The 22,875-nt window shown below is 55.9% G+C and carries 15 protein-coding genes and 2 pseudogenes; 6 read left to right on the top strand and 11 right to left on the bottom strand.

The features are described 5' to 3' along the window. Positions 1-478: 478 nt before the first annotated feature. The 3 genes and pseudogenes from HB780_RS02300 to HB780_RS02290 all read right to left on the bottom strand — a co-directional run. A pseudogene (locus HB780_RS02300) lies at positions 479-709 on the bottom strand (LysR substrate-binding domain-containing protein); the annotation flags it as partial. Positions 710-1,048: 339 nt separating this feature from the next. Beyond that, on the bottom strand, positions 1,049-1,744 hold the full coding sequence (locus HB780_RS02295; protein ID WP_183686470.1) for a nucleotidyltransferase domain-containing protein: 696 nt from the start codon (positions 1,742-1,744) through the stop codon (positions 1,049-1,051). Beyond that, on the bottom strand, positions 1,741-2,604 hold the full coding sequence (locus HB780_RS02290) for a pentapeptide repeat-containing protein (RefSeq protein ID WP_183686468.1): 864 nt from the start codon (positions 2,602-2,604) through the stop codon (positions 1,741-1,743). The genes HB780_RS02295 and HB780_RS02290 overlap by 4 nt, the downstream gene beginning before the upstream one ends. 252 nt (positions 2,605-2,856) lie before the next feature. On the opposite strand from HB780_RS02290, the pseudogene HB780_RS02285 reads away from it, so the two are divergent. The 3 genes and pseudogenes from HB780_RS02285 to HB780_RS02275 all read left to right on the top strand — a co-directional run bounded on the left by HB780_RS02285 (position 2,857) and on the right by HB780_RS02275 (position 8,354). Next, a pseudogene (locus HB780_RS02285) lies at positions 2,857-3,617 on the top strand (ImuA family protein). Further along, positions 3,532-5,055 carry a Y-family DNA polymerase gene (locus HB780_RS02280; protein WP_183686466.1) on the top strand — a complete coding sequence of 508 codons (1,524 nt, stop codon included), beginning with the start codon at positions 3,532-3,534 and terminating at the stop codon, positions 5,053-5,055. The pseudogene HB780_RS02285 and the gene HB780_RS02280 overlap by 86 nt, the downstream one beginning before the upstream one ends. After that, the gene (locus tag HB780_RS02275; protein ID WP_183686464.1) at positions 5,052-8,354 is read left to right on the top strand and encodes an error-prone DNA polymerase; all 3,303 of its coding nucleotides are present in this window, start codon (positions 5,052-5,054) and stop codon (positions 8,352-8,354) included. Before HB780_RS02280 ends, HB780_RS02275 begins: the two co-directional genes overlap by 4 nt. Positions 8,355-8,519: 165 nt before the next feature. Here HB780_RS02275 and HB780_RS02270 read toward each other — a convergent pair whose 3' ends face one another. From HB780_RS02270 to HB780_RS02235, 8 genes are all read right to left on the bottom strand, one after another. After that, the gene (locus tag HB780_RS02270; RefSeq protein WP_183686462.1) at positions 8,520-9,518 is read right to left on the bottom strand and encodes a tyrosine-type recombinase/integrase; all 999 of its coding nucleotides are present in this window, start codon (positions 9,516-9,518) and stop codon (positions 8,520-8,522) included. Next, positions 9,515-10,435, bottom strand: coding sequence for a tyrosine-type recombinase/integrase (locus HB780_RS02265; protein WP_183686461.1), 921 nt, complete (start codon positions 10,433-10,435; stop codon positions 9,515-9,517). The genes HB780_RS02270 and HB780_RS02265 overlap by 4 nt, the downstream gene beginning before the upstream one ends. Then, a complete protein-coding gene (locus HB780_RS02260) occupies positions 10,432-11,664 on the bottom strand; it encodes a tyrosine-type recombinase/integrase (RefSeq protein WP_183686459.1) in 1,233 nt (410 codons plus the stop codon). Before HB780_RS02260 ends, HB780_RS02265 begins: the two co-directional genes overlap by 4 nt. A 198-nt stretch (positions 11,665-11,862) precedes the next feature. Further along, positions 11,863-12,090 (bottom strand): hypothetical protein, encoded by a 228-nt coding sequence (locus HB780_RS02255; RefSeq protein ID WP_183686457.1) that lies wholly within the window; start codon positions 12,088-12,090, stop codon positions 11,863-11,865. A 14-nt stretch (positions 12,091-12,104) separates the two neighbouring features. Further along, positions 12,105-13,637, bottom strand: coding sequence for an IS66 family transposase (gene tnpC / locus HB780_RS02250; RefSeq protein ID WP_183686455.1), 1,533 nt, complete (start codon positions 13,635-13,637; stop codon positions 12,105-12,107). A 71-nt stretch (positions 13,638-13,708) separates the two neighbouring features. After that, positions 13,709-14,065 carry an IS66 family insertion sequence element accessory protein TnpB gene (gene tnpB, locus HB780_RS02245; RefSeq protein WP_435693849.1) on the bottom strand — a complete coding sequence of 119 codons (357 nt, stop codon included), beginning with the start codon at positions 14,063-14,065 and terminating at the stop codon, positions 13,709-13,711. Then, complete coding sequence (tnpA, locus tag HB780_RS02240; RefSeq protein WP_286202845.1) at positions 14,062-14,535, bottom strand: IS66-like element accessory protein TnpA; 474 nt, start codon at positions 14,533-14,535, stop codon at positions 14,062-14,064. Before tnpA ends, tnpB begins: the two co-directional genes overlap by 4 nt. Before the next feature lie 574 nt (positions 14,536-15,109). After that, positions 15,110-17,125 (bottom strand): hypothetical protein, encoded by a 2,016-nt coding sequence (locus HB780_RS02235; protein WP_183686451.1) that lies wholly within the window; start codon positions 17,123-17,125, stop codon positions 15,110-15,112. Positions 17,126-18,104: 979 nt separating this feature from the next. Here HB780_RS02235 and HB780_RS02230 point away from each other — a divergent pair. From HB780_RS02230 to HB780_RS02220, 3 genes are all read left to right on the top strand, one after another. Continuing rightward, positions 18,105-18,584, top strand: coding sequence for a hypothetical protein (locus HB780_RS02230; RefSeq protein WP_183686449.1), 480 nt, complete (start codon positions 18,105-18,107; stop codon positions 18,582-18,584). 404 nt (positions 18,585-18,988) lie between these two features. Continuing rightward, positions 18,989-20,785 carry an HAD-IIIC family phosphatase gene (locus HB780_RS02225; RefSeq protein WP_183686447.1) on the top strand — a complete coding sequence of 599 codons (1,797 nt, stop codon included), beginning with the start codon at positions 18,989-18,991 and terminating at the stop codon, positions 20,783-20,785. A gap of 253 nt (positions 20,786-21,038) precedes the next feature. After that, complete coding sequence (locus tag HB780_RS02220) at positions 21,039-22,820, top strand: autotransporter outer membrane beta-barrel domain-containing protein (protein ID WP_183686445.1); 1,782 nt, start codon at positions 21,039-21,041, stop codon at positions 22,818-22,820. Positions 22,821-22,875: the final 55 nt, after the last annotated feature.

Genomic DNA, 22,875 nt, shown 5'->3' with positions numbered 1-22,875 from the left:
CATTGACGTGGCCTCAAAATTGCTACCGGGCCAGATCCATCCCGAAAGATTTTGGGCAGCTAGCTGAAGCAAGGGATCGCATCAGCTATCAATCGCGTCTATTGGGTGTTGCCCTGAAGTGATACAGATGGATAGCCATGGCTAAACATTTCGGGTGAGGCAAAATGAGCAGATTTCGGACTGACCAGAATATGAATAGAAAGTGCTGCCACCTGCCTGGCGAACAAAATCCCTGCATCGTCTGCTGTGTTTTCGCATTGGAATATGCACGTCTCGATGTCTCTTTTGCACTAAACGTGCTTCATGGAGCCTAAATCGAAATCCGAATTAACTGGTCGGTGGTTCGATTCCCATCAAGACCACTGTTTTTGGCTTGCGTCCGCAATCTACATTGCCAGGACAAGTCTCTGACTATTCGCAATTAATTTCCGATGTGAGTGCTACACCGACCAATGTAGAGCAATGGCGCTCCTGGGTTAAAGACCTGGACGATTGCGGCATCAAGTTCTCCGCGCTCCAGCATGGCGCGGAGAACCAAGCTCATGCGCACTTTGGTTCGGACCGCAACGCTTGCGTGAAGCCGTTTGAAGCGGCCAAAGATGCGAGCGAGATCTGTGCTCGCGGTGTCTTCGGTGAGCCCGAGGAGAAGTCTTCCGGCGAGCGGAGTTTTAGACAGACTTAACAGCGCCTCGTCGTGCAGCCCAAGGATAGTCGTATCCGATCACGGCTCTGCAATGCCGCCTCCAACTTCTGGTCAAGAAGTAATCTTACCTCAAAAAGGGAGTCGAGCTCGCGTCGGTCAGGTTGGAAAACCTCTTTGCTATCATCTGCCATGAGGTCAGCTCGCGCGGAAGCCTCCATCAAAAGCTGCTCGATATCCAGAATAAAGAGCTCTGGAAAAATCCTATGCAGTTTCTCTCGCCATTCTCGTATCGCAGCCATCGTCATTCCCGTGAGTGGATGGGCAGACCCGAAGACCGAATTTACTTTTGCAAGGAACTCGCGTTCTAACATTATCCTCGTCTCGAACCGAGTTCTGCGCGTCTTGTTATCCACGTTTTTCCAGCTCCTCAAGTGTTGCCTGCAACGCCTCCAACCACGGAGTCAAGCGCGCATGAAGGCGCAGGACGAAGTCCTTATCAACGCCCTCTGGTGGCTCGGTCCCTCTCTGACCTGCCATTCGGCAGAGCATTGTCTTTTCAAATTCGCTTATTGACATCGGGCATTCAGCAATGCCCTCCAGATTAAAAACCGAGTATCGCGAGAAGTCAGGGCGGCTGCATAACGACCATGACGAAGACATGGCGATATTCCGGAGACATACGTAGACAAGCCCTGCCTCATATATAGCATTGCCTTCGTTTGCTCTCACCTCTTGCGGAATTGCCTGCAACACCTTCCTGAAAGACGCAACATCCAGCAAAGCATCCCGGTAACCGGCAGGCTTCCCGACATTCTTCAAGAAATTGTTTGGATCGAATATCGGAAGGTTTTCTTGGAAGAGATGCCACGCAAAAAGCTCACCATTGCGGAACATTTGTTCGATTCGGTTAGCTCCGTACCACGAGATTGACGGCCTGAGCGAGCGGAGTTTCTCGGGTACTCTGGACAAGACTTCCCCGTCGCTAACTTTGCCCATGCCGTTTCTAACAACGACTAAAATGTCTAGATCACTAAGGTGGTCTTGTTTGCCACGCGCGACCGAGCCGAAGATGTACGCCCCAATAAGCTCGCCACCGTTCATCTGCGGGATATCGACTTATATAGGACGGAAATAAAGAGGCCGATATAAATGTAACGCATTAAAACTACGATGTAGTCGACGAAGACGAATCCGGCGAACTTTTGATCGGGGAATAGATCCAAAAAGAGGCGGATAATGTACTCAAACGATTTGGCTCCTCTTTCGGCCTGCTCCCAACCAATCCTTGGCATGACGCTCCAGAAGTTGAGAAGGGCCAACGCGCAAAGCGTCACAAAGCAGCTCGTCAGAAGCCGCCAAGGTCTCTCTCCGTGGCCCCATATGACTCCACCGAGCCACAAGCCAAACAGATTTCCTCCAGCTCGCGCCTTCGCAAAAAAACTGGAATACTTGTTCTTGTAATAGGTATCGTATCCTCGAAGAGCATAGCTGAAATGCCGGCGCGCTGCGTCGATTTCCTGGAGGGTCAGGAGGCCTAGGCTTGCGAAATCTCCAGTCTCCGTTGCATTTGCCTTAAGGTTCTGGAGAGCCTCACGCCGAATATTGGGCTCGGCTGGTAAAGTTGCTAGAATTTCAGGGACCTCAAGCAGGCACTTGTGAAACAAGGCAAACTTGAAGTCACACTTGTAGAAATTCGCGCTTTTGAAGTTGCAGTCAAAAAATTTGGCACCCACAAATCGACAGTTTCTAAAAACGGCGTCTCTAAAATAACCGTTCTCAACTACGGAATAGCTAAAATCACAGTCCTCAAATACCGTCTTAAGAGCGTTCAAATCGAGAAGCTCAGAATTTCGCCAGTCCGCTTTCCGAATGGTGCGGTGTGCAACGTTTGTTCGCTGGATTGCGGGCATCGTAGGCGGTGCCAGCTCCGGAGATCCAGTTGTAATGCGCTGATCGGCCATAAAATAGGGATACCATCATACTTCGCTACTAGTGTTTATCTTAGTTCGACCAGAGGTTGCCGTAAAGCTCTGACTTTTCATGCTGCCGATTAGTTCTGCGGCCGGTTTCCCATCAACCTTGCCCGCTCTCCGATCGCCGTCATCGACCACTCTTTTTTGAGTCCGATTGACTCATGACCCAAGAAGGAACAAATACAGAACATATCAGCCAAGAGCAATATTGCAAAGCCTTGAGGAGCCCAGCTGTTCAAAATGCCCGAACCTGCCGTCAGTTCCGTCGTCGCCGAGCTTCGAGACCGCATCCAACGGCTCGAAGGTCCGAGCGGCCGTGTACGAGAGGTCTTGCCATTTGGGCTAGCGGATATCGACAGCCGGCTGCCGGGGGAGGGCTGGCGCTTGCAGCCCTGCATGAAGTCGCCGGCGGTGGCAATGGCGCCATCGACGGTGCTGCCGCAGCCCTGTTCACTGCCGCGATCGCTGCCCGCTCGAAGGGCCAGGTGCTCTGGTGCGTCACACGGCCGGACCTGTTCGCGCCGGCGCTGGCCCAGGTGGGTCTGCTGCCGGGCCGTGTCATCTACGTCGAGGCCGGCGACGAAAAGGCATTGCTCTCCTGCATGGAGGAGGGCCTGCGACACGGAGGGCTGGGTGTCGTCGTCGGCGAGCTGGCGCGACTGTCTATGACCGCCTCGCGCCGGCTGCAGCTTGCCGCCGAACGTTCCGGCACCATCGGCATTGCCGTTCGCCGCTGGCGCCGACAGACCGAGGCATCCGATTTCGGGCAGCCGACGGCCTCCGTCACCCGCTGGCGTGTTTCTGTCTTGCCATCCTCCCCCTTGCCGGTTCCAGGCGTCGGTCGGCCGCGCTGGCTGCTCGAGCTCATCCGATGTCGCGCCGGAGACAGTGCCGATTTTGAAGTGGAGGCCCCCGATGCCAAGGGTCGTATCGCTCTTCCTTCCGAGTTGGTCCACGGATCGCCTCAGACGGAAACTGGGCGACGCCGCACCTCCGCCTGAGACGCCACTCGTCCTGATCGGCCGCGAGCAGCGCCGGCGCGTCGTCCTGGCGGCGAACGCGGCCGCGATTTCAGCCGGCTTGCGCATTGGCATGCCGGCGACCAAGGCGCAGGCACTCGTGACCGGCCTCGTCGTCATGGATGCCGATCCGGCTGCCGACGCCGAGGCGCTTGAGCGCCTGGCGCTCTGGGCCTTGCAGCGCTACGCGCCGATCGTTGCCGCCGATCCGCCCGATGGTCTGGTGATCGACTCGACCGGCGCCGATCATCTGCATGGCGGCGAGGCGCTGATGCTGTCGGGAATGGTCAACCGGTTCTTCGCCTCCGGCATTTTCGCGCGGGCAGCGGTTGCCGACAGCTGGGGTGCGGCCCATGCCTGCGCCCGGTTTCTGGCAGATCCGACGCTTGTCATTCCCACGGGTGCTCAGGCTGACGCTATCCTCGGTCTGCCGATCGCGGCACTTCGGCTCGATCCCGCTATCGTCGCTGGTCTCCGTGTTCTCGGGTTCAACACGATCGGCGAACTGGCAAGCCAGCCGCGTGCGCCGCTCACCCTGCGCTTTGGGCCGGAGCTCGGCCGCCGTCTCGACCAAGTGATGGGGCAGGTCGCCGAGCCGATCGATCCGGTCCGCACGCCGGAACTGGTCGAAGTCCGTCGTTCCTTCGGCGAGCCGATCGCCGCACCTGAGACGATTGCGCGCTATACCGCCAAGCTGGTGGTCCAGCTCTGTCGCGCGCTGGAAGAAAAAGGTCTGGGCGCCCGCCGCGTCGATCTGCTGTTTCACCGTGTCGACAGCTCATACCAGGCGATCCGTGCCGGGACCGCGACACCTGTTCGGGACCTCAAGCGCTTGACGAGGCTGCTCACGGATCGGATCGAAACCATCGATCCCGGCTTTGGCATCGAGATCATGTCGCTGACAGCAACCCATGCCGAGCCGCTGATCGAACGCCAGGTGATCTCCTCGCTGGTCGGGGAACCGCAAGCCGACGTCTCCGGCCTGATCGATAGTCTCGGCAACCGCATCGGCGAGCGCCGGCTCTACCGTCTCGCGCCTGTTGCGAGCGACGTGCCGGAGCGCTCGGTCACCCGCGTTGCGCCGATGACGCCTGATAATGACGAGACCTGGCCGGATGATTGGCCAAGGCCGACGCGGCTGCTGCCGCATCCCGAACGGATCGAGACCATGGCGCTGTTGCCTGATCATCCACCTGTCAGCTTCACCTGGCGCGGCATTCGCCGACGGGTGAGGCGCGCCGATGGCCCTGAGCGGGTTTTTGGCGAATGGTGGAAACGCGACGCGGAGCTCGCAGCCGTGCGCGACTATTTTCAGGTCGAGGATGATGCCGGTGAGCGCTACTGGATCTTTCGGTCTGGTGACGGCGAACATGGCGAGACCGGCAATCATCAATGGTTCCTGCATGGGATATTCGGATGACATGCCCGAGATATACCGAGCTGCAGGTGACCTCGCATTTTTCCTTCCTGCGCGGCGCTTCGTCCTGCGAGGAACTGTTCGCGCAAGCAGCCGAGCTTGGCATCGAGGCTTTGGCGATCGTCGATCGTAACAGTCTCGCCGGCATCGTGCGCGCCCATCAGGCCGCCAGGGACACCGGCGTCCGGCTGATCGTCGGCTGTCGTCTTGATCTGACGGATGGCATGTCCGTACTCGTCTATCCCACGGACCGGCCCGCCTATGCCAGGCTTTGCCGGCTGCTGTCGCTTGGCAAGAAGCGCGGCGGCAAGGCGAAATGCCGGCTCGATTGGACCGATCTCGTTGCCTATGGCGAGGGACTGATTGCGGTCTTCCTCCCCGACCAGGCAGATGACACCTGTGCTCTCAACCTGCGTCGCCTGCGCGAGGCTTTTGGCGACCGCGCCTATCTGGCGCTGACGCTGCGCCGCCGGCCGAACGACCAGATGCGCCTGCACGAATTGTCGAATATGGCGGTGGCCATGGGTGTTGCCACTGTCGTCACCAACGACGTGCTGTTTCATGTGCCGGAGCGGCGCATCCTGCAGGACGTCGTCACCTGCATTCGCCACACCGTCACCATCGACGATGCCGGTTTTCGGCGGGAACGGCATGCCGATCGCTATCTGAAGCCGCCGGAAGAAATGGCGCGGCTGTTTTCTCGCTATCCGGAAGCGCTTGCTCGCACCGTCGAAATCATGGAGCGCTGTCGCTTCTCGCTCGATGAGCTTGCCTATCAATATCCGGAGGAGCGCGCCCATCCGGAACTGACGCCGCAGCAGACATTGGAGCAATTGACGTGGGAGGGTGCCACCTGGCGCTATCCGGAGGGATTGCCGGACAAGGTGCGCAAGAACCTCGAGCACGAGTTGCGGCTGATCGAGAGGCTGCAATATGCGCCATACTTCCTGACGGTGAACTCGATCGTCCGCTTTGCCCGATCCAAGGACATTCTCTGTCAGGGCAGGGGATCGGCTGCCAATTCTTCTGTCTGCTATGTGCTCGGCATCACTTCGATCGACCCTGATATCAACGACCTGCTGTTCGAGCGTTTCGTTTCCGAGGAGCGTCGCGAGCCGCCGGATATCGATGTCGATTTCGAGCACGAGCGGCGCGAGATTGTCATGCAATGGGTGTTCGAGACCTATGGTCGCGATCACGCAGCACTATGCTCGACCGTCATTCGCTATCGCTCCAAGGGAGCAGTGCGCGATGTCGGCAAGGCGCTCGGCCTGCCGGAGGACATGACCAAGATGCTTTCCTCCAATGTCTGGGGCTGGGGCGAGGACGTTGGCGAACAGCACGCCAAGGAGCTCAATCTCAATCTGGGCGATCGGCGCCTACGCCTGACGCTAAAACTTGCCCGGCAGCTGATGGGCGCCCCGCGCCATCTCTCCCAACACCCCGGCGGCTTTGTGCTCACCCGTGACCGTCTCGACGAGCTTGTGCCGATCGAGCCGGCGGCCATGACTGAGCGGCAGGTGATCGAGTGGGACAAGGACGATATCGACATCCTGAAGTTCATGAAGGTCGATTGCCTGGCGCTCGGCATGCTCTCCTGCATGAAGCGGGGCTTTGATCTTCTTGGCCAGCACAAGGGCATTACTCTCGATCTTGCCACCATCCCGCCCGAGGATCCGCGTACCTATGCGATGATCAGGAAGGCCGACACGCTTGGCACCTTCCAGATCGAAAGCCGGGCGCAGATGTCGATGCTGCCGCGCATCAAGCCGCGCACCTTCTATGATCTCGTCATCGAGGTGGCGATCGTCCGACCCGGCCCGATCCAGGGCGACATGGTGCATCCCTATCTCAGGCGCCGGGAGGGTAAGGAGAAGGTCGTCTATCCGAAGCCCGAGCTGGAGAAGGTGCTCGGCAAGACGCTCGGCGTGCCGCTGTTCCAGGAGCAGGCGATGCGGGTGGCGATCGAATGCGCCGGTTTTACGCCGGGCGAGGCCGATCAGCTGCGCCGCGCCATGGCAACGTTCAAGCATACTGGCGGCGTTTCCAAGTTCGGCCAAAAACTCATCTCCGGCATGGTGGAGAATGGCTACGAGCAGGGGTTTGCCGAAAAGACCTTCAAGCAGCTCGAAGGGTTTGGCAGCTACGGTTTTCCGGAAAGCCATGCGGCCTCCTTCGCCCTGATCGCCTATGCCTCCTCCTGGCTGAAATGCTGGCATCCCGACGTCTTCTGCGCCGCTCTCCTCAATGCCCAGCCGATGGGCTTTTACGCACCAGCCCAGATTGTTCGTGATGCACGCGATCACGGCGTCGAGGTGCGCCCCGTCTGCGTCAACGCCAGCCGCTGGGATTGCACGCTCGAGCCGACGGGTGACGAAGAGCGGTTTGCCGTGCGGCTTGGTCTGCGGATGGTCAAGGGGCTTGCCAATGCCGATGCCGCGGCAATCGTCGCGGCGCGGGCCGACCAACCTTTTGCCTCGGTCGATGATCTCTGGCGCCGTGCCGGTGTGCCGGCAGCCTCGCTGGTTGAACTCGCCGAAGCCGATGCCTTCCAGCCGTCGCTGAAACTTGCCAGGCGCGAGGCGCTCTGGGCGATCAAGGCATTGCGGGACGAGCCGCTACCACTGTTTGCGGCCGCATCCGCCCGCGAAAACGAGACCGTGCCGGAGCTCGATGAGCCGACGGTCACGTTGAGGCCGATGACATCAGGCGGCGAGGTGGTCGAGGACTACGGCCATGTCGGATTGACCTTGCGCAACCATCCGCTTTCATTCCTGCGCGCCGATCTGGCGAAGCGCCGTATTGTCACCTGCCGCGATGCGATGCAGGCCCGCGATGGCACATGGCTCGAGGCCGCCGGCCTCGTGCTCGTTCGCCAGCGGCCGGGTTCCGCCAAGGGTGTGATGTTCATCACCATCGAGGATGAGAGCGGCATCGCCAATCTCGTTGTCTGGCTAAAGACCTTCGAGAAATACCGCCGTGTCGTGCTGGGCGCCGGCATGATCGGTGTTTATGGCCGCATTCAGCGGGAAGGGGAGGTTGTGCATCTTGTGGCACATCGGCTGAGTGATCTGTCGGCGGAGCTGGCAAGTGTTGGGGATCGTGATGCTGTCTTTCCGCTGCCGCATGGGCGAGGGGATGAGTTTCATCATGGGTCGCCGGTGCCGGATCCGCGCGGGTTTCCGAAGGGGCCACGGGCGCGGGATATCGTCGATCCCTTATGCCGAGTTCGGCATAAGGGATCTTATCCCGAGCCCGAGACTATGCCGATCAGGCTGCCTAAGCCTCGGGATTTCCGGTAAGAAACGCCGCATCGGCTCGGCATAGTTTGGGTAGGAAGACAAGCAAGCAAGATCTCATCGGCGACGGCAACCCCGAGCAGCGCATGCAGAGCGCTGTTCGGGCGAAAACAGCCAGCGGTAGTTGCGAGCGCCGGGCGACCAATGGCCGGCGCTCGCTTCGGCTGATTAGAGCGCGTTCAAGAATGACAGCAGCTTATCATCCGGTACGAAACGGCTCGCTTTCCGTCCCTCCAGCGGCGTCACCCTCGCCAAAGCGGCCTCCTTGAGCGCGATATGCGCATGGAGATAGGTCAGCGTTGTTTGACTCGACTCGTGACCAAGCCATAGCGCAATCACCGTCAGATCGACACCGGCCAATAGCAGCTCCATGGCGGCGCTGTGCCGAAGCGTGTGCGGTGATACGCGTTTTGCCCTCAGGGAGCGACAGGTCTCCGCTGCGACGCTCACGTATTTAGACAGCATGAACTGTACCGCGTCGGCACTCATGCGATCTCCATGGACGGTTGGAAAAAGCGCTGTCGATCGGTGACGCGGTGGTTCAGTGAGCCACTTCTTGACGGCCTCCCGTGCCAGTTTGGTTAGCGGGGTACTTCTCTCCTTTCGCCCCTTTCCGACGCATCGAATATGCGCGCCAGCGCCGAGCTGAATGGCATCGCGATTAAGGCCAGTAATCTCGGAGAGTCTCAAGCCGGTCTGTACCGCCACGAGCAACAGCGTGTAGTCGCGGCGGCCAGCCCAGGTCATCTTATCGGGAACGGCGAGAATTGCCTCTATCTCGGTTCGTCCGAGGAATTCGACTTCTCGACGCGCAACGCGTTTTGGAGGGATCGCGAGGACACGTTGAATCTGCAAGCTATATGCCGGTTCTTCGAACGCAACGAAACGAAAGAACGTCCTGATGGACGTCAGCCGCAGATTGCGTGACCGTGCTCCGATGCTCCGCTCAACCTCCAAGTGCTCAAGGAAGCCGGCGATCAGCGGGGCGTCCAGGTCGGCGAGGTCCAGCTGTGACGGCAGTCGACCAACTTGCTTCGACGCGAAACGAAGAAGCAGCCGAAACGTATCCCTATAGGAGGCAATCGTGTTGGCGCTGACATTCCGCTGTTGCATCAGCCGCTGAGTGAAGAAACGCTCGATCAAGGACGGAAGGATCGTCAGAGTCATGGCGTCGCCCCCCATCTTCTTTCCAAACGATCGGCGGCATGGCGCATCAGTTCCGGGCACGCCGATAGATACCAATACGTGTCGCGGGTGTGGGTGTGTCCGAGATAGGTGGACAAGACCGGAAGCATCCGGTCGACGTCGTCCCCGGACTCGTACCATCGCAACAGTGTGTTGACGGCATAGGTGTGCCGAAGGTCGTGGATCCTCGGGCCGCGTGTCCCGACAGCTCCGCGAAGGCCGGCGCGCCGAATACTCGTTATGAAGACCAACTCGACGCGCTGGATATGCAGTCCTTTGCCACGTTCGCCGACGAAAAAGTGATCGCTCAGCCGCCTTGGCGGGCTGGCATCCCGCCGTTCACAATAATCCCGAAGCACCGCGACGGTCGTCTGATGGACCGGAACGATCCGCGATTTGCCGAACTTCGACTCTTCGACGGAAATAACGCCGGCATCGAGATCTACATCTGAACGCTTGAGACGGATAGCTTCTCCAAGCCGCATTCCGGTCACTGCCAGCAGACCAATGCAGCAATGGAAGGTCCATTGCCCGAAGCCATTCCTGGAGCGCCATCGCTTTATCTCCGAGAGAAGGGCTTCGATCTCCTCCGCGGTATAAATGTGAGGTTGTGGCCGGTGATGCTGCGGAAACACCCCGGTTGGGGGGATCTCGGTGAGTGGCGCGGTGTCGGCGAGATACCGGGCGAATGTTCGAACCGCCGAGAGCCGGATCGCCCACGTTGCCGGGCCAGCCGAGCTTCCAGCCCATTCTATTGCCAGTTTGCCTGTGACGACCGTCGCTCCCCGCCTATCCATGAAAGCGACGAAGTTGCGGAGTTTGCCTTCATCATTTAGTTTGAAGCCCAGCGCTCGCTTTGTCAGGAGATAAGTCTCAAGAGAGCCGTGGAGTTTTGTCATCGGGCGCCCTCCGGCCAGGGCTGGCTCAGCAGGCGGAGACGCGGAAGATCCACCTTGGCGTAAATCCGTGTGGTGTCGTGACTCAGATGTCGAAGGACTTGGCCGATCTCATTTAGAGTAGCACCGGATCGAATCATATCTGTCGCCAATGTGTGCCGGAAGACATGCGATCGAACGTTTGCGATCCCGGTAATGCCGGCGCGCTTCAAAGCCCTCGTGGCGACTAAAATGACGCCGGTAGCCGTTGGGAAACCCACCTTCCGCGTCTCAAGGCGCAGGAAGACCTGCCGTGACACTGAAGATGGTCGATCGTTTACCAGATAGTCTGCGATCGCCGTTCCGACGTCGCACGGCAGAGGCAACACGGACTGCGTTCCGGCCTTGCCCGTGATGGAAACCACACCAATTTGCCAGTCGATGTCATCCAGCGCCAGTTTTGAGACTTCGTGGGCACGCAATCCCAAGCGGGCCAACAGCAGCAGGATTGCATAGTCACGACGCCCCGCCGACGTGGTGCGATTGCAGGCATCCAGGACACTCTGCAGCTGTACAGGGGTCAAGAACTTTGGCAGCTTTGCGTGTCTGCGCCCGCTGATAGCCGGAATGCTCGATGACAGATCCTTATCGAGCAAGCCTGCGGTAAACAGGTATCGCAGGAATGACCGCAACCGCGTAAAGACGCCTTGCATAGTACTTATACTGCGATCACGGACGTGCCTTTCAATGTAGCTGATAATGTCTTGACGAGATATCTGCGCTAGCTCGTCTGCCCCGTTCCAGATCTCCCTGAAAAACGGCCGCGCGTAGTATACGCTGGCCTTGATCGTGGTAGGATGAAACCCACGCGTCCTTCTCAGGTACTCACTGAACGAGTTGAGAATCTGCTCGTGCGGGTCTGCAATGGGCAAGCCGTCAACGGCGCCAGCATCAAGCTGTTCGGCAAGGAATCGGAAAACGGCAGATCTATCTCCGTTTCGAAGCTTGCCAATCTTTCTTCGGTGGCTCAGGAAACTGGAGACCGTTTTGGGTGAAACATCACTTCCATCGTTATGATCATCGATAAGCCACCGCGCATACTCTCCGACCATCCTTGTCGCCCGGCAGATTGACCGCAGGCGATAGCCGGCAGCTTGCATCCGAGTGATGTACCCTTCAACGTCCTCTCGAAAAATCCACCCATCAAACCGCTGCCATAGCTGGCGGCTGTAAAGATTAATGGTCGTGGTCATCTTGATCTCCTTTGCATTGTTGCAAGGAGGGCAGAATACTATGCCGAGCCGATGCGGCGTTTCTTACCGGAAATCCCGAGGCTTAGGCAGCCTGATCGGCATAGTCTCGGGCTCGGGATAAGATCCTTATCTGCATTTGGATGCGATCAAGGGTAAGCGCTGTTCTGAGGCCATGGCGGCTGAAGTTGATGCTTCCTGCTATTTCGTGAGCTGGTGGGCAGCTAGGCTCTCTGCTTCTGCCAACGCGGCAGTTTTGGTTTTGAAGGGGCCGACATCGTTTTCTGCCGTGTCAGGCAACCACTTTGGAAGGAACCACCAGCCTCCAGGGCGATAGCTGAAACTGCTTCTCACTGAGCCGACGTTCTTGGCGAAGAACCAGCCCGAGTCGATTCCATCCTGCTCCCATGAGATGCTCTGCTCTGTCACGGCACACTCCACGCCTATTCTATTGTCGGGAGAAGCTTATCGACCCTGTACGACCAGGGCAATAACTCGTCGATCTGACTGTTGGGGTGGCCATTGGCGATCCTGGTAAGCACGTCGGTGAGATAGCCAAGCGGTTCGACATCATTGAGTTTGGCGGTCTCGATGAGCGATGCGATGGTCGCCCAGTGCTCGGCCCCGGCGTCGGAGCCCGCGAAGAGTGCATTTTTCCGATTGAGGGCAATTGGCCTGATGGATCGCTCGACTGTGTTGGAGTCGATCTCGATACGGCCGTCGTCGATGAACCTGGTCAGCCCATCCCAGCGCGACAGGGTGTACCGGATCGCTTCGGCCAGCTTTGTCTTCTGGCTGATGAGGCCGAGCTGTTCGGTGAACCAGGGTGCAAGGCTGTCGGTGATCGGACGGCTCTTCTCCTGTCTGATGGCACGACGGTCATCTTGCGTCCGGCCGCGTATCTCGTCTTCGTTTCTGTAGAGTTCGGCAATGCGGCGCAGCGCCTCGGTGGCAATGGGTGCGGGTCCGGCTGCGGCCAGCTCGTAAAAGCGCCGACGAACATGCGACCAGCAGAAAGCCAGAGAGACGGTGTTCTTAGCAGCCAACGGGCGATAGCCGCTGTACCCGTCGACCTGGAGAATGCCGACGAAGCCTTCGAGGTGCGCCATCGGGCGCTCGGCCTTGCGATCCGGTGCGTAGACATAGACGACACCTGGCGGATCGTCTCCCTGCCAAGGCCGGTCATCGCGAGCATAGGCCCAGAGTTGCCCGGTCTTGGTCTTGCCGCGTCCCGGATCGAGCACGGGGGCTGTTGTCTCATCGGCAAAGAGCTTGGAAGATGTCTTCAACACGTCGAGCAGCCGTTGATGAACGGGCCGCAGATGCCAGGCGGCGCGTCCGACCCAATCAGCGAGCGTCGAGCGATCAAGGTCTATGCCTTGCCGCTTGTAGATTTGCGCTTGGCGATATAGCGGCAAATGATCGGCGTACTTGGAGACCAGAACCTGAGCGACGGTTGCTTCGGTCGGAATGCCGCCTTCGATCAGCCGGGCGGGAGCCGGAGCCTGGACGACAACATCCTCGCAGGCCCGGCAGGCATACTTCGGGCGGCGAACAACCAGCACCCGGAACTGGGCCGGAATGATGTCGAGCTTCTCGCTGACGTCTTCGCCGATCCGATGTAGGTCATGGCGGCAGCCTGGGCAGGCATGATCATCGATATCGACGATCATCTCTATGCGCGGCAAGTGGGCTGGTAACGAACCCCGGTTCGTTCGGCGTTTAGCAATGCGTACCTGACGCACAGCGGCCGAGGCTTCTTCCTTCGCTTCCAGACCATCCGCCTCGACCTGTTCGGCCTCTTCCAAGCCCAAGAGAAGCTGATCCTCGGGAAGCGTTTCGGCGCGGCGACCAAAGCGGTGGCGCTGCAATTCCTTGATGATCTGGCGTAGGCGGGCATTCTCTGCCTCGCGCGAAAGCACCATCGCTTTCAGCGCGTTCAGGTCATCCGGAAGCTCGTCCGCCCTTATCGTCATAGATCGACAACAGCATATTTTGCCGCCCAAAACGAGATGTTCGATACAGCTGATTCAATTGGTCGCGGCGGCTATCCGGCCTGAACAGGTGTGCGCGTTTCGCTTGGCGCATGCACGCGTTTCCAGTTCAGCCCCTCGAATAAAGCCGAGAATTGTGCGGATGTCAGATGTATCGCGCCGTCTTGCATTCGCGGCCAATGGAACTCGCCATCCTCAAGACGCTTGGCGACCAGGCACACGCCGCTGCCATCCCAGAAGATCAGTTTGATGCGGTCGGTTCGCTTCGCCCTGAACACATAGATCGTTCCGGAGAACGGGTCGGCTCCCATCTCGGCCTTAACCAGTGCAGCCAACCCCTCCGCACCTTTGCGGAAGTCGACAGGCTTGGTGGCGATCATGACTTTCACCGCGCCGGACGGACCAATCACGATGAGGCCTTCATGGCCGCAATGACGGCTGCAATCGTCGAGGCGTCAGCGCCAGACGCAATCCTGATTGTCGCACCACCGATCTCCAGCTCAATCACCGCGTCGCCATGAGCCTTCCTCGGTGAACGCGCTTGCCGTACCTTCTTCGGCGCGGGCATGTCCTGCGCGACGATAACCGCAGGCGCAAACATTGGTGCTTCGTCCGGCAATGTATCGAGCGGCCTGCGGGCAAGCCGTCGCCACGTGAACAATTGTTGCGATGCCAGCCCATGAAGCCGAGCCACCGAGCACACCGTCACGCCGGGCTCATAGCTTTCCGCAATGATCTGCGCCTTCTGCTCGTCGCTCCATTCACGACGACGACCACTACCAGTAAAAACCTCGAACCGACGAACCGGCTCATCATCCTTGGTTTTAAGCGTAAGCTCTGAAATCGGCATATGTCCAAACCCTCTTTCCAGGCTCAACATCGTCAATCACAAGCTGATCCGGAAGGTGGGGTCAAAACACCGCTTACGATCAAGGTGAAGACGCGGGATTTTAGGTAGTTGGCGATGGATGGTCGTGGTATGCCCCCGCGGATTGATCCGGGTCTAATGTTAGTACATGCGGGGTTTGAAGCGCTTGGGTTTGGTGGTCCAGCTTGGAGCGTTAGCCTCCGACGCTGGTGAGGCCGTTTTGGCCCAACGAAGTAACTGCACCGCCAGCATATTCCGACGGCGTCAAATAGCCAAGAGCCGCGTGAGGCCGGCTGTAACCCGCGGGTACGGCATAACAGCTTTCTGCATCTCTCGCGCATAATCGCACATTCGACGCAAAAAATAGAGGCCGCGCGTGAGTTTCACTGTATCAGCAAAGAACTCTGCGCGGATATAGTCACCGCTCTTAAATTCGGCCTAACGTTGATGCCTAAGCGTCAAGCTGACGTGATCTTAAGGAATCTATCCGGCCCGCTGTAAGGCCACCATGGCACACAACAGCCAGCCTTACTCGGTTGTGCGGCCTTTTTCGTTTAAATCTTTGGTGCCGACAGCTTTAAGCGGATCAGTTCAAGGTAACGCTCTTCCAGCCTCCGTCGTAGATCCAAAACTTGTGATTGGTTTTATCGTATTGCATGGGCACCATACCTGTCACGGCGTCCGGTACGCCTGTTGGTGTGCCGGTCGTCGCGGGAATATACGGAAAACCATTTGTACCTGTCGTAGGCAATGATTGCCGCCCTATTTGGACGCTGCCTCCTGACGGGTTGAGTGCAAGGGGCATCCCGGAAACAGACGCAGACACGGATTGTATAACGCTGATGTTATTTACCGGGTCCCAACCGAAGGCAAGTCTTTTGTTTGGTGCCGCCGTATCAGAAACAAACAAGCTGCCGTTGTTCGAGAAATCACCAAATGCGGCAGTTTGCCAACTCGCATTCTGTCCAACGGATTTGACATTCATAAGACCGCCAAATGCAAATCTATAAGGTGAAAGGGGACCTATTACCGCATCGCCAAAAGACTGGCTCAGAGCCTCCTTGTGATTGATCAGCAGACCAGTAACCGTTGGAGCAATGTTGAACCCTGTGGGCCCTTGCAGGCCTGTGACCGCATTCATATTGATCACTCCTGTCACATTGTTGGGTCCACCTGTTGCGGTAATAGCATAGGACCAGGAAGGCGGCGTCGCTTGTGCAATCGCGGTATCGGTGGCTCCCTCGATTACCAAATTGTTCATATTTAAGTTGGAGATCGGCAGTGGCTGACAGTTCTGTCCTGGCGGATTACATGATTGCTGATCGGTGCGTATGCGGACTGCTGCATAAGCGCCGGCCACGGAGTGCGATGGCAACTGACATTCGACATTACTCCAGCTTGATGAAGTTGCACCGATAATAAGGCACTCCTGACCCGCGCCACGGACGGTAATATTGCTCCATGATGTTTGTGAGGAGGACGCGTCAGCCCAAACTCCAAAGGTGTCCGGTGATATGATATTTATATTGGTAAAAGTGCCGCCGGCGGATCCGTTATAAAAGCCAAATCCGCTCGAAGGCGCGCCGGTGTTGTTAGGATCATGGCGCGCAAAGTATCCCCATACGTTTGTCCAATTCGTCGCTGCGCCAGTATCTATATCATTCCCGAAATTGCTATAAGACTGCCTGTCGATGACGTTGCTTATATTTACAAATTGGCCGGATGCGTTGTCGATACCGAAGCCCGAATGTCCCGGGATAGGTTGGTTCGCAGCTGCAACACCACTGCCGCAAAATTCGGTATAAATATTGTTTAGATTTACATTTTGAGGACTCCCAAAAGTAGATTTTGTCCCATCTGTCACCTTACCGATGCCTATACAGTTGGAGAACGCAGAGCTGACCTTGAGGTTGTACCCAGTAAATTTGTCACCTTCTATTACAAAGGCTACTTCACCCCACGGGGCCATTAGTGACGTAACAACGCCGCCGTAGTAGATGGAATCCAGATAGTTCCGAACCGCCGCATTGCCGTCGACAGCCAGATCGTGCACCGTTACGCCGGAGGCCAAGACATCAAATGTTGGCGCATAATTTGAACCAGCCGGTGCATTCCATTTAATAAGAGTGGTGCCTGTGCCCTGTCCTTCGATCTCCATGGCATTGTTAATCTGTAGAGTGCTGGTCGCCGTGTTCAGACAAAACTGTCCCGCCGGAAGGACGAGCTTCTTGCCCGCGGCGGCTGCAATAGCAGCCCGAAGCGCTCCTGTAGCGTCAGTCGCGCAACTCGGATCATTGACGAGACCAAAATCAGCCGCATTTATGATCTGATTGACTTTTCCGCTAACCGTCGATGCGACCGCGCCTGTACCAGGTGCGGTATAGGTAATCGTCTTATTCGAGAGGGTCTGAGTATCTGTCGTGCCTACGATTACACCACCCGGCAGCGATTTTCCGCCGTCCGAAATCTGTGTACCGGTGGTGTTGCCGAAAACCGCGACGTTTCCAATCGTTGATGTTGGAGGCCCCATAACAGGCCCGGATTGTGCGAAGGCCCCGGCAGGCATCAAACAAAGGAGACTAAAGCAAAAGAACGTTTTCATTGAGGATCTCCGACGAGGTGCAAAACATAAATGGCTCTTCAAGTCATGCCGGAAATCGCTTGGACTAGTTCCAGTTAAGGAGCGCGCGGCATGACATTATTCAATGGCATCTGCCCAAAGGGCTATATACGGCCGGGCTAAAATTGGGTTACGATTCTCTTTTTGATTGTAATATGAATTACAGGATAGCAACGCATATACGCTAGCCATTTTGCGTCAATCTCACACGTGAGACGTATTTAAAGCAGCATATGAGCGCCAGTTTCAGTCGCCCTCGAACTTCGAGATTTTGGCAGGCGAGCTCGTCTGCCGTAGCTGCAGTCCGGTTGGATGGTGAGAAGGCGCGGCTTGTGGCCCAGACGTTGTCATCTTAAGCCAACGTAACGGCGATTGCGCGGTCCGAGGGACGTGCTTTCGCATCTCAATTATGGCAGCGTTAGGCACCATCACCGGGAGTGGTTGCGCTGATCCCCCGCGCATTGAGCAAGCAGCTCAATCGTGCGTATTGAAATTATCATTGGATGTCGTGGTGCGCAGGAGTGGCGCTATACACTCAACAGAGGCTGTCAAGGCAGCCCCTCAGACATCACATTTTGGGTAGTGGTTGTCATCGGCCGGCTGACTTCCGCAAAGGAACCGCCATTTGTGATGGCGCTGCCAGCCTGGTAAGGCACGTATAGTCGTCGAATATTCCGCAGCCAGCTACCTATCCCTCACTTTTCAGCGTCAGCGATACAGACATCACGACCACCCCATGATAGCACAGCTCGCCCCAGACCGACGGCAGCTTGCAGTGTTGTGAACATATTAAAGCATAATATTGAGGCGAGTAAATTTCCGCAATCCGTGCTTTTTTGACGCTTTTCGACTAGGTTGCAGCAACGCGGCGTGAGAACAATACGGCTAGCGTGAGAAAAATGCTGCCTAAAGGGAGGACGCGAAAATTCCTTACGAAAGCGTCGAGAAGCCGTTCAGCGAAATGAACAAGGCAGAGCTCGTCAATGCCCGAGATTATTGGTCTGAGTACAAAAGAGCGCATTTAGATTACGGTGCGGCAGATCGATTTATGGAGCTAATTGATAAGTATCTAGCGGATATCAATATCTTGATCAAGTTACGAGCTAGTGACTTGGTCGTTGCAGACGGTTTCGACAACGGCCACCTTCTAGAGAAACACCTAGCCGGATATGTACTTGCAGGCCCTAGTGACTGGCTATTGTCGTTCGAACAAGAAGTATTGGTCAGATGTGTTGAACGGTATCTCATGCCGGCACTACATCAATCGATAAAAATTCATCGTCTGCGTCGAGATTCAAATCCAATTTTTGTCGACGCGAAGGACACACACAAGATCGATGGGGATATCGTGGTCGAAATCACCAGATTGCAGGTGAGGACTGTTGCCGAATTGACGAAGGAAGAAATGCGTAGAGGTGGTGAATTGGGTAATCGCCGGTGATGCGTTAGCTCCGAAGAGAAGCGTCTGTTTTCGGCAACATAATCAGCGAGTCACAAAACGTATAAGCTCGGCGGTTTCTGGCTGGCACTAACGCCGAGCAATGGTGATATTGCGCTCTGGCGTCATCCGAGAAGCTTCTTATGACTCAAGATCTCACGTCTTTAGATGGTTTGGATATCAAGGCTTTAGTCGACGAGTGGGCATTTTGGCATCATTGTAAGATGAGATGTGAAGATCAATTCCAAGACTCTAGCGTACCTAACAAGATTCTTGTTTATTTGAACAAGCTAATTCAATCGAAAAACACTGATCACCGATATGTCTCGTTGGAGAATGTGGCAGGAGAAACGGTTGATTGGTTTCGAGGCGATAGTTGGGCTTAACCACATGGTCAGGACAGAGAAATGCTCGAAAGCAATGCACCAGTGACGAGATCCTCTCAAGAGTACGGCTTTCGTACGCCGCGAGAGCTCGCTGTTTCAGAGACTGACGTAAAACGAATTCTTGTTATCGGTTCGTGTATTTCGCAAGGCATCTATCATCATGCTCATAGGGTTTTCCCAAGGACTCAAGTCGAGCATATTCTTTACAATTTCCCTGGTGTTGCTGAAAGCAATTTGCCGAGACCCGCGAGTGACTACGATTTTCAGTTTATCTATCTTCCGTTACGCACGGTCGTACCTGAGACGATGCTCGCGAACATATCCCACGAAAGTGAGGAGCCTTTCATCGCTAAGTTTGAGGAGGCAAAGAACAGGCTCATCCAAACGCTGAACGGTGCACTGAAATACACAGAAAATTCCAATTTGCTCACATTCATAGCGGAGTTCTTGACCCCCCAACAGAACCTGATTGGCCGGCTTTTGCCCCGCCATGATTTTCGCAATCCGACCTATTTTGTCGAGCAACTTAACAAGGTCCTTCATCAGATTGCGGTCGAAAGGGCCAACACCCATATCGTTCAGACGGACGCGATAGCCTCTACCTTTGGCAAGAAGTTTATTCAGGAAGACCTTGTTTGGCCGTGGAGCCATGCATCCTTCGCCAATGATTGGGATAGTGTGCATGATACGAAACGCATCGCTGTTCCAACCAAGCTTTCGGATCTCTATCCGTTCAACCCACAGGATTTCATTCTCGCCATTTGGAGCGAGATCGATGCCATGTATCGGACGATCCGGCAGCAAGACAGCGTTAAGCTGGTGATCGTGGATCTCGATGATACCGTCTGGCGCGGCGTCGTGGCTGAAGAGGGCATCCATCCTTACATTCTGGAGGGCTGGCCGCTTGGGATGGTCGAGACCCTGAAGTATCTCAAACACAGGGGCATTGTCCTGGCAATCGTCAGCAAAAACGAAGAAGCACGGATAACCGAGCTTTGGCCTGATATTCTTGGTGGCCGGCTTGCTCTTGACGATTTCGCGATCCGAAAAATCAACTGGCGGCCGAAAGCTGAAAACATCCAGGAGATTCTGACCTACACAAATCTCCTGCCGAAAAACGTTCTCTTTATCGACGATAACCCGGTCGAACGCCAATCGGTCCAGGCAGCTTTCCCAACAATCCGCACTTTGGGAGAGGAGCTATACTCGATCCGGCGAATTCTTCTGTGGGCGCCCGAGTTGCAGGTGCCTTATATCAGTCAGGAGTCGAGCCGCCGTACGGAGATGATCCAGGATCAAGTCAAGCGTGAGACCGCCAAATCGGAGATGAACCGCGCCGACTTCCTTGCATCTCTCGGTGTGAAGGTTGCTATCCGAGAGATAACGGATAGCTCCCATAGCAGCTTTCCCCGGGCATTCGAGTTGATCAACAAATCCAACCAGTTCAATACGACCGGCAAGCGATGGAGCATGGAAGAATGCAGCCGGGCGTTTGCTGATGGCTGGAAATTCTCGACGTTTGAAGTTCAGGACAATTACTCTTCCTATGGACTGGTCGGCGTCGCCATATTGAACGGACCGTATCTGGATCAATTCGTCATGAGCTGCCGGGTTGTTGGGCTTGGGGTTGAAAGCGCGGTCATCCGTTTTCTCTACCATCATGGAGGCCTGAAGAGCGGGCGTATTGTCGAAACGGAAGCCAATTTGATCGCTCGCGATCTCTTTCAGAAATGCGGTTTCTATTACGATGGAACGCATTGGGTAACCGATGGCGACTTCCCTGAAGCGTACACACACGTATCGATCGGGGTCGCTTGAGAGAGATTTCACCCCACATTTTTTTGGTGGTGAATACAATGTCTCTCTTTCCAACAGCAGTGACCTGATACCCCTGTAGCAGCAGGATGGAGCCCGACCTCTGATGTGGCCCAGGTCGGGCTTTCTCCCTGTGGGCTAAATGCGGCCGCGAGGAAGTTCTCAAACACGAACATCACGAACTCTGAAGGATCGAGAAGACTGATCGAGAGAATTTACTATCGAATTCCAAAAAACCGATTTGTGGGGACAATCAATGCTCTCTTGGATGCGCGCCACGTGCTTTCTCAGCCTCATATTCCTTTCGCCAGCTTCAGTCTGGGCTCAGACAGCAGATCTGCTGGTTGTACAAAATACAACAGCGCTGCAAGCTGTTGCGTCTACATTCGCTCCAGCGGTACTACGTCTGGACGCGGCAACAGGTGTCGGAGCTCCCCCGCAGATCTTTATTTCTACGCCAACAGCATGTTCAATAACTGGCGGTGACGTTGGCTCGCAGGTGCCATCATCCGACGGAAAATGTTGGATAGCGCGATATGGCTCAAATAACGCGGATGTCCGGCAGTGGGGTTGCATTGGAAATGCATCCTTTGACAACTCAACCTGCATCCAGGCGGCAATCAATGCGATGCAGAGAAAGATGCTGCACATCGGCGGCGGACTTTTTCTCGTCAATTCATCACTGGTATCAGCTGGCCAAATTATTATCGAGGGAGATGGCGGCGGTAAAGGCATTTATGATAGCGGATGCTTGTCCGGATTGCGAGCAGGTACCGCGAACTTTGATCTTCTTACCCTTCAGGGCGCCGGCTCCGTGCTGCAAAATCTGTGTTTTGATTCCGTTAGCAAAACCAGCACAAGTGGGGCGGCTATAGCAATCCCCGGTGGCGCGAATTCAGTGCGGGTAGAGGGTAACCAGATAAATGGAATTTGCTGGGGTATTGACGTGTCTGGAAACAGCGGTGGCGCCGGCGCCCAAAACCTGGAAACCGTGATTTTTGCCAATACCTTAACGATATCCAGTAATTCTCCATCATGTGGAGGAATACGGGTTGGGGCCAACTCTATAAGCGCAAGAACTGTCGATTTGAAGCTTCAGAACAACGTGGTCTATTGCAACAATCAACCAGGCACCGGACTTTTGGTGCTTGATTCCGGAGGAATACTCGCTCAGGGAAATGTATTTAGCTATAATTGCGGCGTCGGAACCAAGCTATTTCCGGGTGCTGGTCAAGTGGTCCAATGGTCCTCATTCTCTGGATCGGCCTTGGGGGATACAGATCAAGCCAGCGACCTTGTCATCGATACGAATTCCAATACTGCAACCTTGTTTGGAAATAGATTCGCTGGAGCGTGGGCATCAAATGTTTCAGGGGGAGCCGCTATTCTAATTCAGAACACAGCCAACAGTCCCAACGTGACCGGCATCGACATGGTTCAGCAAACAGTTTATGCCCGACCAAATTTGCCGGGGATAGACATCAAATCCGGGACCAATATTAGAATCAAAGATAGTACCATCTGCTCCTCCGGAACTTCATCCGCTGCTGCAATTGTTTACGAGGGAAATGCCTCCGACGTCTCGATCCAGAACAATAGGATTGGTCAATGCGACAACTACGCCGGCGGGACATTAGCGACCGGTATAAGAATCGCTACCAGTAGCCAGAACATCGGCATCGTGACCGGCAATAATTTTATCTACACGACGACACCTATTGACTGGGCACCTACCAACAATTCGAATGCTATAAAATTCATTGCGGCAGACAATCTTGGAGTTGATGATGCTTTTGCCGCTCCGGTTCCAACGGCGGCGTTGGTAACACTTCCCTTGAATGGCATTGCGATTTTAACGGGCAGTGGAACGGTGTCATCGATCAATCCGATGTTTCAAGGTCGGAGAGTAAAGATGATTGTCCAAGGAACCGTGAACTTCACGACTGGCGGCAACGTATGCAATGTTTTGGCGACCACATTTAACCAAACGGTCGACGGCGTTTTCAATTCCACGTATGGCTGCTGGTTCCTACGATAGAGACGATATGTGCAGCGTAGTGCGGCCGCCGAATTCTAACGCGATGACAAACTGT

This window comes from Rhizobium lusitanum (assembly GCF_014189535.1).
Lineage (GTDB): Bacteria > Pseudomonadota > Alphaproteobacteria > Rhizobiales > Rhizobiaceae > Rhizobium > Rhizobium lusitanum_C.
This window is presented reverse-complemented; position numbering and strand designations above follow the sequence as displayed.

What these genes read in the sequence shown, in the direction of transcription:
- tnpA (WP_286202845.1), bottom strand. Translation starts at nt 14,535, where the DNA reads ATGTTGAGCCTGGAAAGAGGGTTTGGACATATGCCGATTTCAGAGCTT.
- HB780_RS02235 (WP_183686451.1), bottom strand. Translation starts at nt 17,125, where the DNA reads ATGAAAACGTTCTTTTGCTTTAGTCTCCTTTGTTTGATGCCTGCCGGG.
- HB780_RS02265 (WP_183686461.1), bottom strand. Translation starts at nt 10,435, where the DNA reads ATGACAAAACTCCACGGCTCTCTTGAGACTTATCTCCTGACAAAGCGA.
- HB780_RS02225 (WP_183686447.1), top strand. Translation starts at nt 18,989, where the DNA reads ATGCTCGAAAGCAATGCACCAGTGACGAGATCCTCTCAAGAGTACGGC.
- HB780_RS02290 (WP_183686468.1), bottom strand. Translation starts at nt 2,604, where the DNA reads ATGGCCGATCAGCGCATTACAACTGGATCTCCGGAGCTGGCACCGCCT.
- tnpC (WP_183686455.1), bottom strand. Translation starts at nt 13,637, where the DNA reads ATGACGATAAGGGCGGACGAGCTTCCGGATGACCTGAACGCGCTGAAA.
- HB780_RS02220 (WP_183686445.1), top strand. Translation starts at nt 21,039, where the DNA reads ATGCTCTCTTGGATGCGCGCCACGTGCTTTCTCAGCCTCATATTCCTT.
- HB780_RS02260 (WP_183686459.1), bottom strand. Translation starts at nt 11,664, where the DNA reads ATGACCACGACCATTAATCTTTACAGCCGCCAGCTATGGCAGCGGTTT.
- HB780_RS02270 (WP_183686462.1), bottom strand. Translation starts at nt 9,518, where the DNA reads ATGACTCTGACGATCCTTCCGTCCTTGATCGAGCGTTTCTTCACTCAG.
- HB780_RS02280 (WP_183686466.1), top strand. Translation starts at nt 3,532, where the DNA reads ATGCCAAGGGTCGTATCGCTCTTCCTTCCGAGTTGGTCCACGGATCGC.
- HB780_RS02230 (WP_183686449.1), top strand. Translation starts at nt 18,105, where the DNA reads ATGAACAAGGCAGAGCTCGTCAATGCCCGAGATTATTGGTCTGAGTAC.
- HB780_RS02275 (WP_183686464.1), top strand. Translation starts at nt 5,052, where the DNA reads ATGACATGCCCGAGATATACCGAGCTGCAGGTGACCTCGCATTTTTCC.
- HB780_RS02295 (WP_183686470.1), bottom strand. Translation starts at nt 1,744, where the DNA reads ATGAACGGTGGCGAGCTTATTGGGGCGTACATCTTCGGCTCGGTCGCG.